Genomic DNA, 10,956 nt, shown 5'->3' with positions numbered 1-10,956 from the left:
ATGAACTGCCGTTCTCCATCGTCACAACACGGCCATTTGAACGGCTGCTCCGATTCTAACAACGGCTCTTCGTGCTGGTTATTGGCTGACGCGGTTGATCAACCTGGGGCAGACTAGCTCAAAGCTTTTCAGGAAAGCGCGCGAGATTCGTTGCGAGGTCGTCCTCCATCGGCCCTCTTGTCTGGCCGCCGTTGGCGAGCATCCAAGCGAGGCGTTCTTGCACCTCAGGCAACTGGATTTCCCTCCAGAATCGCACCGAATCCTCGCTCAACACGCTTGAGCTGATCGAGCTGGTCCGGTTTATGATCGATTTGACCGAGGCGATACCCGAAGCTGGAAAGCTCGCGATGCGCCGCGCCAAGCGGTCAACAAAATCGCGGATCTCCGTATCCGGCAATGCGCGATTGATCCACCCGTACCGCTCCGCGGTATCCGCGTCATAGTCGAGGCCGCTCAAGGCCGCTTCAAACGCGCGCCCTCGTCCCATTAACTGGACGAGTCGCGCGGTGCCGCCGGCGCCGGCATGCAAACCGAGGATGATTTCGGGCTGCCCGATGAGTGCCGTCTCCCGTGAAGCGAACCGCATGTCGAGCGCCAGTAGCAATTCACTGCCGCCACCACGTGCGCGACCGCGCAGTTCGCCGATCGTGACCTGATCGAGGTGACTGATGCGCGTGTGCAGCACCCCGTGCATCGGCGGCGCGCCCAGCGGCGGCAGTATGCGTGTAGGGCCCGGTGCGATATCAAAATGCGCCATGAAGTAGCCGGGCGTATCGCTGCGGAAAACGACGACTTTCGTTTCAAGATCCCCTTCAAGAAACGTGACCAGGCGATCGAGGTCGGCCATCATCGCGTCTGTTTCAAGGTTGATCGGTGGATTGGACAGCGTGACGGTCATTACCGAATGTGATGTATCGATTCGCAGGGTTTCATAGTCAGACATCGTCCGCTCCTTTTGACTCAGGTTGACAGGAGGTGCTCGACGAACCAGTCGCGAGCGCTACTGCCAGTGACGGCGAATTCGTCGACATACGCGCCGAAGCGGCCGCTTTTAAGCGAATCGGCGAGGCGGCGAGGCGGCAGCAGCGCGAGAACGTCTCGCCCCACGTTTTGCGCCGCTCACCATAGATCATTGCGAGTCGCTGCGAAATCACCTTGGCCGTGCGCTCACAATGAAAGAAAGTGGCGACAAGGCGACGAAAGTGTTGGCATTGCGCGCCAAACCACCGTCGTACAGGTTGTTTCGTGCGCCCCCCTCGCTCGCTCAGAACATCGTGTTCTTGTTATTGGCCGTCTCCGGGACCGGTTGCAGAACATCCCAGTGCTCAACGATTTTTCCATTTTCGTCGAAGCGGAAAATGTCGACGCCTGCGGTCTCCTTGCCGCCCCAGTCCAGATAGCGCACGTGAACGAAAGCGAGGTCGCCATCGATTGCGATGCGTTTGACCTCGCACGGCACCTTGCCGACCTGCTTGATATAGCCGGCGATGAAATCGGTGCCATCCGGGAAAAGCGGATTGTGTTGAATGTATCGCCCGCTCACAAAACCCGGATACAGGTCTGCCTGGCCCTCGTTGAAGATCTTCTCGTAGATAGTGTTAAGCACTTGTAGGACATGATCCCTATTCATGATTTCACCTCCCGGGTTGTACCCTCTCATTGGAAGGGCTCTCTGGAAGATGGTCCATACCCATGCAGCGCGAAAACATAGCAATTCGTCTCATTCTGGTACGATGCGGTCATGGATGCGTTGAACGGTTGGTTAAAGGCGGTCCGTGCCGATGGCTTGGTGCTGGTGCGAACACGCGTGGCAGGCCCATGGGGGTTCGAGGTGCAACCTCGCGATGCCGCGGTGTTCCATTTCGTGGCGGAAGGACGTGCTTTCGTGCGCCAACCTGAGATGGAAACTATCGAATTGCAGGCTGGTGAACTGGTCCTGTTCCCGCGTGGCAGCGCACATGAAGTGGCGCATTCCGGGCGAGGCAAAGCCATGCCGCTAGACCGGTTCCTGGCTATGCGTGATGGTGTCGTCGACCGCGATCCAAAGGCCACCACGCTGATTTGCGGCCAGTTCGACATAGACCAGCACCTGGCGCTTCCCGCTCTGCGGGCGCTACCACGAGCCGTGTCGCTCCGCGCTGGAACGGAACCTGGATGCTCACCTCTAAGCGACACGCTGCGCATGCTGCGTAATGAAGTGGAGGCGCCGAACTTCGGGAATCAGATCGTGGTTCGTAACCTGCTCTCGTCCATGTTCGTCTACTTCATACGCGATTGGGCCGACGCTGCCTCTCCCGCAACAAACGACTGGTTTTCGGCTCTGCGCACGCCGCACATGACACGGGTTCTCGCGCGCATACACGAAGAACCCGAACGTGCGTGGACACTGGAGGAACTCGCCAAAGAAGCTGGGTTGTCGCGCGCTGCGTTCGCCCGCAACTTCAGCAATTCAGTAGGTGAACCACCGCACAGCTATCTAACGCGCTGGCGCATGGGCCTTGCCGCTCAACTACTCGAGCAGACCGATCTGCGACTTGGCGAGATCGCATCGCGTGTCGGATACCAGTCTGAATTTTCCTTCAGTCGAGCCTTCAAATCGACTCGTGGCGTGTCGCCAATTCAGTATCGGCGCGAAAAGCCTGATTGTCGCTGAGCCGGAGCCCTTCGAGACAGAACCGGCCGCGTCCGGTCCGACGCCGAGCCCGCTTAATCACAGCGAGGAGGCCGCCTGCATGATCATCATTCGCTTTCACCGTCGTTCTGTCACGAATGGCCACTGCCTGCAATTCTGCGCGACGGATGACCGTTTGACTCCGGAATCCGACATCGAGGCGACGCGGCATGCAAGGACCGCTTCGGGTCGGCTACGGCCAATCGCGTCAGGCAATGCTTCAGCTGTGGCGCTGACGTAGGCCAGTCTCACCAAGTTAGACACGGGTCGAAGGGTCTTTGTGGCGCGCCAACTTGCAAGTGGTTGATTTTCGGTGAGGTGCAGGTGCGGCTTTTATGGCTCCCTACGCGTGCGCAGTGCTTCACGCATCGAGGCTGCGGAGCTGGCATCGGCGAAACCGGAGCCGACCGGCGGGCACGTACTGCCGGAAAACCTGCTTCGCTTCTACATATGTTTTTCGCGATCGATGCAGCGCGGCCGGGCGGAGGAACAGATCCGTCTTCCCGGTCCCGACGGACGGCCAACGCCGGACGCGCTTTATCGGCCTCCGCACCCCGTCCCAAGCTCGCCCACAATCCTGGTGGCAGTCGGACACGCGCCCGCGGCGCACAACGACTGCGTCATGGCTTGATGAACCTGAGCGTCATGCGATCCGATTCGCCGATCGCGGCATAACGCGCGCGGTCCACGTCGCCGCCCTTGTAGCTGGGCGGCAGCGACCAGACGCCGTGCGGATAGTCCTTGGTGTCCTTCGGATTCGCGTTGATCTCGCTGCGCGCGGCCAGCACGAAGCCCGCGCTCTGCGCATGCTCGATCACATACTCTTCGGTCACATAGCCGGTATCGATCATCTGTTGCACGGTCGTGCCGCGCCGCGCGCGATGCTCCTCGACGCCGAGCACGCCACCCGGTTTCAGCGCGACATAGAACGCGCGCAGGTTGTCGTCGATCTGGCCATCCTTGATCCAGTTGTGGATGTTGCGGAACGTGAGCACCGCGTCGAACTGGCCTTGCGCGTCGAAGCCGGTGAATTCGCCGGCGTGCAAGGTGCCTACCTTGACGTTGCCATAAAGCGCCGGGTTCGCTGCGAGCTTGTGCAGAAAGGCGGCGTCGCTGTCGCGGTCTTCGGCGGCCAGTTCCGCTGACGTGCTGACGTATTGGGCCTCGTAAAGATGGCCGCCCGCGTGCAGCCACGGCGCCAGGATATCGGTGTACCAGCCGCCGCCTGGCGCAATTTCGAGCACCGTTTGAGTGGGCTCGACGCCGAAGAACTGCAGCGTCTCCTTCGGATGTCGATAGACGTCGCGCGCTTTGGCCCGCTCGCTACGCTGGGGACCGGCGATCGCGGCATCGAGTGAAGTGGCGGCCGCCGGTAGCGCCTGCGTGCTGGGCCCGGCCTGCTTCGTGGGCGTCGCGCATCCCGCCGCGAAGAGCGCGAGAGACGCCGTGGCGATGGCAGCAGTACGTTTCAGTGCGAGACGCGTGGAGACAAGAGGGCGTTGGACCGGATTCATGGGCGCGAGTGCAGGTTCTGGATAGTCGACACGATACCCGCTTATGCGCACTCGTGCTGGCCAGCAGAATCTCCAGCGCAACCGCAAGCTCGCCCGGAATAGCTCCGCGTGAGCTTGCGGTTGCTTGGCACCAATCCAGGCGGCTTCGATTTCGTGCATGTTTACTTCGCATGCGAATTTAAATATACTTCGTATGCGAATCATCTGCGAAGATGATGTTCCGAAAGAACGCCGCTTGGCTTTCAGGAGAAAGGTAATGATGCAGGAGATCAAGGCAGAGCTTTTAGAGGGTGTGCTGACCGTAACGATGTCGCGGCCGGACAAGAAGAATGCGCTCACGAATGAGATGTACGGCGCACTCGCGGATGCCGTTGCGCGGGCGAACGCGGATGACGAGATCCGGGCGCTATTGTTTCAGGCCGATGGAGACATGTTCACCGCGGGCAACGACATTGGAGAATTCGCGACTCAGTCGGCGGGCCATGGCCCGCAAGAGCGGCATGTCGAGCGGTTCCTGCGGGAACTCGCGACGGCGACGGTGCCCATCGTCGCGGCAGTCCAGGGCAAGGCCGTTGGCGTGGGCACGACGATGCTGCTTCATTGCGACTACGTGCTGCTCTCCGAGGACGCGCAATTGATCACGCCCTTTGTGAATCTCGCGCTGGTGCCTGAAGCGGCGTCGAGCCTGCTGTTGCCATTGCGGATAGGACATGTGCGGGCGTTCGACATGTTCGCACTAGGCGATCCGGTTTCCGCAGATGCGGCCGTCGCATGGGGTCTCGCGAACAGGAAGACCTCGGCGGCGGAACTGCGCGCGGAAGCGAGGAAAATTGCCGCGAGGATCGCCGCGCGCCCGGCGGGCTCGCTCACGGCAATGAAACGATTGATGCGCGATGCGGCACAACTGGTCGCGCAAATCGATAGCGAAAGGGCCGTTTTTGCCGATCGGCTGGCGAGCGCAGAGGCGAGAGAAGCCTTCGCGGCTTTCGCAGAGAAGCGCAAGCCCGACTTCACGAAACTAGCTCGACAATAAACGGCTACGCGTCAATGCGTAAAGCAGGGCGCGTGTCGCGCCCTGCAACTGTTTAAGCGGCGTCTTCGTCGATAGCGGGGAACTTGTCCTGCAGGCTGGTCAGCCAGCGTGCCACGATGTCGATTTCGGCGTCCGTGAACCCATCGGTTAACCGGGCGTTCAAATCGGCGAGACTGGCTTTCGAGCGCTTGACCGCCGCTCGTCCCTCTTTGGTCAACCAGAGGCGTGAAACGCGGCGGTCGGACGCGTCGGCATGACGCTCGATGAGCCCCGCCCGTTCCGCGCGATCGACGAGGCCGCTCATGCCTGGCGCCTTCAGGTCGAGCGCGGCCGCGGCTTCATTGGTCAGCGCTCCGTCGTTCTTCGCCAGAAAAAAAAGTAAACCCGCCTGTGCCGCCGTCACACCGCCCGCCCACGTGCGCGCCTGCGACCAACGATGGAGGCGTCGCTGCCCCACGTTCAGCAGATAGACGAGCCGATGATCCATTCCTCTCCCTCATGTTGCGATCCGGCATCGTAAAGCCGGCCGAGTGATTGTACGCATGCGAATGATACATCGGCCTGCTATCGCCACTGACGTTGGAGGCGGTCATGTCCACAGCGTTGAATTATTGCCTGTGCCAGCGTCGTCCGTGTCCGCGAACTCACGCCTGCGCGCGCACTTGAGACCGGTAGTGGCTGGGTGCGCGTCCGGTCCAGCGCACGAATGCCCGCCTGAACGCTTCTTCTCCGCCGAAGCCAAGATGACTGGCGATCCGCGAGACCGGCCAGTCCGTATCGCGCAAGCAGCGCTCAGCGGCCTCGCGCAGCGAGCGTTCGCGCAAGGTCAGATAGCTGACGCCCTCGGCAGCGAGCCGGCGGCGCAATGTGGGCTCGCTGAGTCCAAACCATTCCGCGAGGTCTTGCAACGAGGGTAGCGCGTGTCCGCGCTCGAGCGCGCCATCCAGAATCCCTCGCGCTTTCTGTGCCCACGTAACGACTGTGGGTGCCGCATCGACGATCTGAAAGGGGAATTGGGCAAGGAAGCCCTCGAGCTCCACCGGTTGCCGCACGACCGGGCGCGAGAGCAATGCAGTCTCGAAAGCGAACCCGTACGTTTTGGCATCCACCGTGACCGGCGCATTGAATAAACCGAGCAAAGGCATGACGTCGCTGCGTTTCGGGTGAGCCAGCCACACCTGGGTCAAACGCAGCGGTTGTGCGATCAGCCAGCTGAACAACTGCAGATAGCAAAGCAGGCCCGTTACGTCGACAAGACTCGCCCCGGTGCTGCGTGTCCGGCGCAACGAGTCCATCTCGAAGACCGACTCGTGCTCTTGCACGGATAGCCGCAACGCGCCGGCCCGGGGATAGAGCATCTGGCAAAACGAGGCGGCGCAGCGGATCGCTTCGTCGAGCGTCCGGCAGGTCACGAGGCACCTGCACATCATGTCGACTTCTTCCTTGCGCATCGGCGGGTGGCCGTCGTTGTGGGCCACTTGCGCCTCGAGCCGCTCGATCACATGGCGATACAGCGCGGTAGCACTGTCCGATGGCAGATCGGTAATGCTGCCGGCTGCCGGCGCTGCACGCGTTTGGCCGTCGCTCCGACTCAACTCGTCGCGCAGGCGGACATCCAGCCCCGGAAGAGCGCGTCTGGACTTGTGCTGGGAAGGGGCTTTCATTTTGATCCGTATAGACCGACGCTGCGCCGTTGAGTGATCGGGACGCCGGTGCGAGTGCCCGGCGCGGAACTTAGTATACACACGGGCCGGCTGGTGTCGTTTCGTCTAATGAACAGGTTGAGGCGCGGTGTTCGCGGACCTGAGCGAGTGCGACGACCGCTCTCTGAAGCGATTGAACGCTGGAATTTGATCGATGGCTCCGTTAAGGTGGTGCCCTCAACTGCAACGGAGTCCTCTATGGCGCTTTTCGAATTCAACGGCATGCGTCCTCGCGTCGACGCATCCGCGTATGTGCATCCTTCCGCGGTCGTGATTGGAGACGTGAGCATAGGCGCGCATTGCTATATCGGCCCGCACGCCAGCTTGCGCGGCGACTTCGGGGCGATCGTCATTGAAGAAGGCAGCAATGTGCAGGATAGCTGCACACTGCACGTCGGCATTCGCGAGACCTGCCGGCTGGGCGTCAACAGCCATATCGGACATGGCGCGGTCGTGCACGGCGCGCATCTCGGGCCTGACGTGATGATCGGCATGAATGCCGTCATCATGGACGGCGCCATCATTGGCCGGCAAACCATCGTTGCGGCCTGCGCGTTCGTCAAGGCGGGCTGGGATGTGCCTGCCGGCGTGCTCGTGGCGGGCGTGCCGGGGCGCGTCGTGAGGCCACTGGACGAAGCGGAGATCGCGGGCAAGGCAGCGGGCACGCGGCTCTATCAGCAACTCGCCAAGGATTGCTTGCACTCGATGAAGCGGATCGACGGCTAGGCGAGCGGGGCGCCGCTGTGTCGTTTTCCACCGCTGTGCCGTTGTCCACATTAGCCGTCGACGGATTTCGCCGCGCATCGTCCGGCTGGACGATGTGCGCTTGCGTGGGCGCTTGTACCGTGGGGTTCCGGAATCCGGATGCGTCCGGAACTCAGGAGACCGTATGAACCCGATGGATACGCTGGAAGCGCGCTTGCGCGCGCTTGAAGACGCCGACGCGATTCGCAGCCTCAAAGCGCGCTATTTCGCCTGTTGCGACATGAAGGATCCGCACGGCATGCGCGAGTGCTTTGCGCCTGGTCCGGTGCGCATCGACTATGGTGCGATCGGCGTATTCGACGACCGCGACGCGCTGGTCGCCGTGTTCGAGCGGCTGGGCTGCCATCCCCATATCGTGGAGATGCACCACGGCGTCAATCCGCAGATCGAGGTGCTCGACGAGCGGCATGCGCGCGGCACGTGGGGGCTGCACTATCAGATGCTCGACACGCGCGAGCGCGCTTTCACGCAGCTTGGGGCGTACTACGAGGACGAGTACCGCAAGATCGACGGCAAGTGGAAGATCGCCGCGACGCGTTGCGTCGTGACGTCTACGCTCGTCGGGAGTTACGACCCGGCGTCGCCGGGCGTGCGCTTTGCCGGGCGCCAGGCGGGCTAGCCGCTCGGCGGTGCTTGAGGCATCGGCTTTTCGTCCATCGAGCAGGGTCCACCGCCGTTGTGCAAGGACGCGCCGCGACGGGATATGACACGTGCCTTCTCAGGGCGAGGTCATATTCCGTAGAATGCGTGCATGATCCAGCGACACGCCGATGCCTTCCCCGAATTGAACCCCGCGCGCGCGGGTGAGCTATGCGCGCTGGCCGGCCGGCTCGGTCGGCGCGTCCACAACCGAAGGCGCGGCCCATGAGCGACTCCGCCTCCGGCATGTTCCGCTCGCTGCGCAGCTTCAACTACCGGGTGTGGGCGGCGGGCGCGCTGGTGTCCAATATCGGCACCTGGATGCAGCGCACCGCGCAGGACTGGCTCGTGCTGACCGGCCTCACGCACCACAGCGCGGCGGCGGTGGGCGTGGTCATGGGCCTGCAGTTCGGGCCGCAGATGCTCTTTCTGCCCTGGTCGGGCTATGCCGCCGACCACATGAACCAGCGGCGCCTCCTGATGATCACGCAGGCCACGCTCGGCGTGCTCGCCCTGGCGTTGGGCGTGCTCACGATTACCGGCGTGGTGCAGCTCTGGCATGTGTACGTCTTCGCGTTCCTGTTCGGCAGCACGACGGCATTCGATTCGCCGGTGCGGCAGACCTTCGTCTCCGAGCTGGTCGGCGACGCCGATCTGGCCAACGCGGTCGCGCTCAATTCGACGTCGTTCAACGCCGCGCGCATGATCGGGCCGGCGGTGGCGGGCGCGGTGATCGCCTCGGTGGGCGTGGGCTGGGCGTTCGTGCTCAACGGCCTGTCGTTCGTGGCGGTGCTCGTGTCGCTCACGCGCCTGCGCACACAGGAGCTGCGCGTGCGCGCACGGGCGAAGCCCGCGAAGGGCAGCCTCGCGGCGGGCTTGCGCTACGTGTGGGCGCGCCCGGACCTCAAGGCGATCGTGGTGATGCTGTTTCTGATCGGCACGTTCGGCCTCAATTTTCCGATCTTCATCTCCACCATGGCCGTGCGCGTCTTTCATGCCGATGCGGGCGGCTATGGCCTGCTCTCGTCGATGATGGCGGTGGGGACCGTGACGGGCGCGCTGTTCGGCGCACATCGCAGCAACCCGCGCTTTGGCTCGCTGTTGATCGCGTCGGCTGTGTTCGGCGTGGGCTGTGGGCTGGCTGCGGTTGCGCCGAGCTACGGCTGGTTCGGCGCGGCGCTGGTGCTGATCGGCATTGCGGCGCTGACCTTGATGACCGAGACCAATAGCCTGATGCAGCTCTCTACCGAGCCTTCGATGCGCGGGCGCGTAATGGCGATCCGGCTGGCCGTGGCGCTGGGCGGCACGCCCATCGGCGCGCCTATGGTGGGCTGGGTGGCCGACCACTGGGGGCCGCGCTGGGCGCTCGTGGTGGGCTCGGCGTCCGGTGTTGCCGCGGCGGCGGTGGCGGTGCGGGCGCTGGCGGTGGCGAAGCGGGGGCGGTGACGCGCGTTACGCGCAGAGCTTTGCGCTTGCAAGACGATTCAGGCTGACGCCCTGCTCGGCCGCCTGAATCACGAGTGCGCGATGCGCTTGCGGCGGAATCCGCACCTTGAACTCCCCGCTATAGGCACGATCCGCGATGGGTTCGGGGACCTTCTCGCCGCTGGCGTTCATATCGCGCACGACTTCGGCGACGACCCGGCGGATGCCCGTTAGCGCCGCTTCCGGCGTTTTGTCGAGCCATGAAAGAGACGGGAACTCCGCACAGAGCCCGACATGCTCCCGATCCTCCGGGGACCACGTGATGCGGTAGGTGTAGTGATCGTGGGCCATCGTTACCCTTCCTTCAGTTTGTCGAGCGCTTCAAGAACCTGTCGCACTTGATACACCTTGGCCTTGCCGCGCTCGTTCTGGATGTTCACGCGTGGATCGCCAGGCCACGGGGTTTTGAAGATCGAGTGGCTGGAGCCAGATTGGCGAGGCTTCCCGAAATGCGTCTCGCAGACTTTGTACAGGTCGCCGAATCGCACGTTCGCGGGTTCAGTCCGCATTTGCTCAGGGATTTTTCGTTCGTTTGTCATGGTGTCATTATTGGCACCATTCGTCAAGCACGTGTAGTGCGACAAGGCGGGATGGACGGGCGTCCAACTTCCCGCACGTATTCGACGGCATTGGCGATGGCGAAAGGGGCGAAGCTTGAAGATTGGGAGTCGTTGCGCGTCGATATTACCGAGGGCTTATAGGCCTGGCGCACAAGCTCAAAAGGAAGATTTGTTCTCGCGCAGAACAGCTTCTGGTGTGCCCAAGGGAAGTGGCCGATCAGCGAGGCAGGCTGGCAATAATGGCAAGACCTGTATCGCACTACGCCGGCGTACAGTCAGGTTGCTTACCTGAAGTTGATCATGCGCGAGCTCGTGCTGGCGATTTCGTTCAAGGAGCGTTGACTATGAGATGTCCGAATTGCGGTGCCGCGGAACTGATTCGCGATCAGCGTGATTTGTCGTACTCGTATAAGGGCGAAACGACCAGCGTTCCGTCTATGACCGGCGATTTTTGCCCGGACTGCGATGAGGTCGTGTTCGACGGCGAGCAAGGCGACCGGTATGCCGACTGGATCGCAGCGTTTCAACGTCAACGCGATATGGCTTAGCGACATGGCCTGCACCGTAATGCGAGAACCCACGCACC

General features: G+C 62.4%; 15 protein-coding genes. 7 read left to right on the top strand and 8 right to left on the bottom strand.

The window, feature by feature from the left end:
• Positions 1–118: 118 nt before the first annotated feature.
• From BO1_RS54540 to BO1_RS38400, 3 genes are all read right to left on the bottom strand, one after another.
• Positions 119–943: an enoyl-CoA hydratase/isomerase family protein gene (locus BO1_RS54540; protein WP_043288357.1), complete on the bottom strand. Its 825-nt coding sequence runs from the start codon at positions 941–943 to the stop codon at positions 119–121.
• A 17-nt stretch (positions 944–960) separates the two neighbouring features.
• Positions 961–1,107, bottom strand: coding sequence for a hypothetical protein (locus tag BO1_RS59765; protein ID WP_156992628.1), 147 nt, complete (start codon positions 1,105–1,107; stop codon positions 961–963).
• A 157-nt stretch (positions 1,108–1,264) separates the two neighbouring features.
• Positions 1,265–1,630 (bottom strand): nuclear transport factor 2 family protein, encoded by a 366-nt coding sequence (locus BO1_RS38400; protein ID WP_028222110.1) that lies wholly within the window; start codon positions 1,628–1,630, stop codon positions 1,265–1,267.
• Positions 1,631–1,741: 111 nt separating this feature from the next.
• Here BO1_RS38400 and BO1_RS54535 point away from each other — a divergent pair, with 111 nt between their 5' ends.
• On the top strand, positions 1,742–2,653 hold the full coding sequence (locus BO1_RS54535; RefSeq protein ID WP_084688567.1) for an AraC family transcriptional regulator: 912 nt from the start codon (positions 1,742–1,744) through the stop codon (positions 2,651–2,653).
• 638 nt (positions 2,654–3,291) lie between these two features.
• Here the strand turns inward: BO1_RS54535 and BO1_RS38390 are convergent.
• Positions 3,292–4,185 carry a class I SAM-dependent methyltransferase gene (locus BO1_RS38390; protein WP_028222109.1) on the bottom strand — a complete coding sequence of 298 codons (894 nt, stop codon included), beginning with the start codon at positions 4,183–4,185 and terminating at the stop codon, positions 3,292–3,294.
• A 256-nt stretch (positions 4,186–4,441) separates the two neighbouring features.
• On the opposite strand from BO1_RS38390, the gene BO1_RS38385 reads away from it, so the two are divergent.
• Complete coding sequence (locus tag BO1_RS38385) at positions 4,442–5,218, top strand: enoyl-CoA hydratase-related protein (protein ID WP_028222108.1); 777 nt, start codon at positions 4,442–4,444, stop codon at positions 5,216–5,218.
• Positions 5,219–5,270: 52 nt separating this feature from the next.
• On the opposite strand, the gene BO1_RS38380 is transcribed toward BO1_RS38385, so the two are convergent.
• Both BO1_RS38380 and BO1_RS38375 read right to left on the bottom strand, forming a co-directional pair.
• A complete protein-coding gene (locus BO1_RS38380; RefSeq protein ID WP_028222107.1) occupies positions 5,271–5,705 on the bottom strand; it encodes a MarR family winged helix-turn-helix transcriptional regulator in 435 nt (144 codons plus the stop codon).
• Positions 5,706–5,862: 157 nt separating this feature from the next.
• On the bottom strand, positions 5,863–6,882 hold the full coding sequence (locus tag BO1_RS38375; protein ID WP_028222106.1) for a helix-turn-helix domain-containing protein: 1,020 nt from the start codon (positions 6,880–6,882) through the stop codon (positions 5,863–5,865).
• A gap of 237 nt (positions 6,883–7,119) precedes the next feature.
• Between BO1_RS38375 and BO1_RS38370 the strand changes: the two genes are divergently transcribed.
• From BO1_RS38370 to BO1_RS38360, 3 genes are all read left to right on the top strand, one after another.
• Complete coding sequence (locus BO1_RS38370; protein ID WP_028222105.1) at positions 7,120–7,647, top strand: acyltransferase; 528 nt, start codon at positions 7,120–7,122, stop codon at positions 7,645–7,647.
• 163 nt (positions 7,648–7,810) lie between these two features.
• On the top strand, positions 7,811–8,305 hold the full coding sequence (locus BO1_RS38365) for a nuclear transport factor 2 family protein (RefSeq protein ID WP_028222104.1): 495 nt from the start codon (positions 7,811–7,813) through the stop codon (positions 8,303–8,305).
• 245 nt (positions 8,306–8,550) lie between these two features.
• Positions 8,551–9,771 (top strand): MFS transporter, encoded by a 1,221-nt coding sequence (locus BO1_RS38360; protein ID WP_028222103.1) that lies wholly within the window; start codon positions 8,551–8,553, stop codon positions 9,769–9,771.
• A gap of 6 nt (positions 9,772–9,777) precedes the next feature.
• Here BO1_RS38360 and BO1_RS38355 read toward each other — a convergent pair whose 3' ends face one another.
• Together BO1_RS38355 and BO1_RS38350 are read right to left on the bottom strand one after the other, a co-directional pair.
• Positions 9,778–10,101 (bottom strand): type II toxin-antitoxin system HicB family antitoxin, encoded by a 324-nt coding sequence (locus BO1_RS38355; protein ID WP_028222102.1) that lies wholly within the window; start codon positions 10,099–10,101, stop codon positions 9,778–9,780.
• A gap of 2 nt (positions 10,102–10,103) precedes the next feature.
• Positions 10,104–10,349, bottom strand: a complete 246-nt coding sequence (locus BO1_RS38350) for a toxin HicA (RefSeq protein WP_028222101.1) — start codon at positions 10,347–10,349, stop codon at positions 10,104–10,106.
• 270 nt (positions 10,350–10,619) lie between these two features.
• Here BO1_RS38350 and BO1_RS62175 point away from each other — a divergent pair, with 270 nt between their 5' ends.
• Together BO1_RS62175 and BO1_RS54530 are read left to right on the top strand one after the other, a co-directional pair.
• Positions 10,620–10,712, top strand: a complete 93-nt coding sequence (locus BO1_RS62175; RefSeq protein ID WP_407670056.1) for a hypothetical protein — start codon at positions 10,620–10,622, stop codon at positions 10,710–10,712.
• A gap of 2 nt (positions 10,713–10,714) precedes the next feature.
• Entirely contained in the window at positions 10,715–10,918 is a 204-nt protein-coding gene (locus tag BO1_RS54530; protein ID WP_052409759.1) for a type II toxin-antitoxin system MqsA family antitoxin, read from the top strand.
• Positions 10,919–10,956 lie beyond the last annotated feature (38 nt).

Source organism: Paraburkholderia oxyphila NBRC 105797, from assembly GCF_000685075.1.
In the GTDB taxonomy this organism is placed as follows: domain Bacteria; phylum Pseudomonadota; class Gammaproteobacteria; order Burkholderiales; family Burkholderiaceae; genus Paraburkholderia; species Paraburkholderia oxyphila.
Note: the sequence above shows the minus strand (reverse complement) of the source record. Positions and strands in the feature narration are given on the sequence as shown.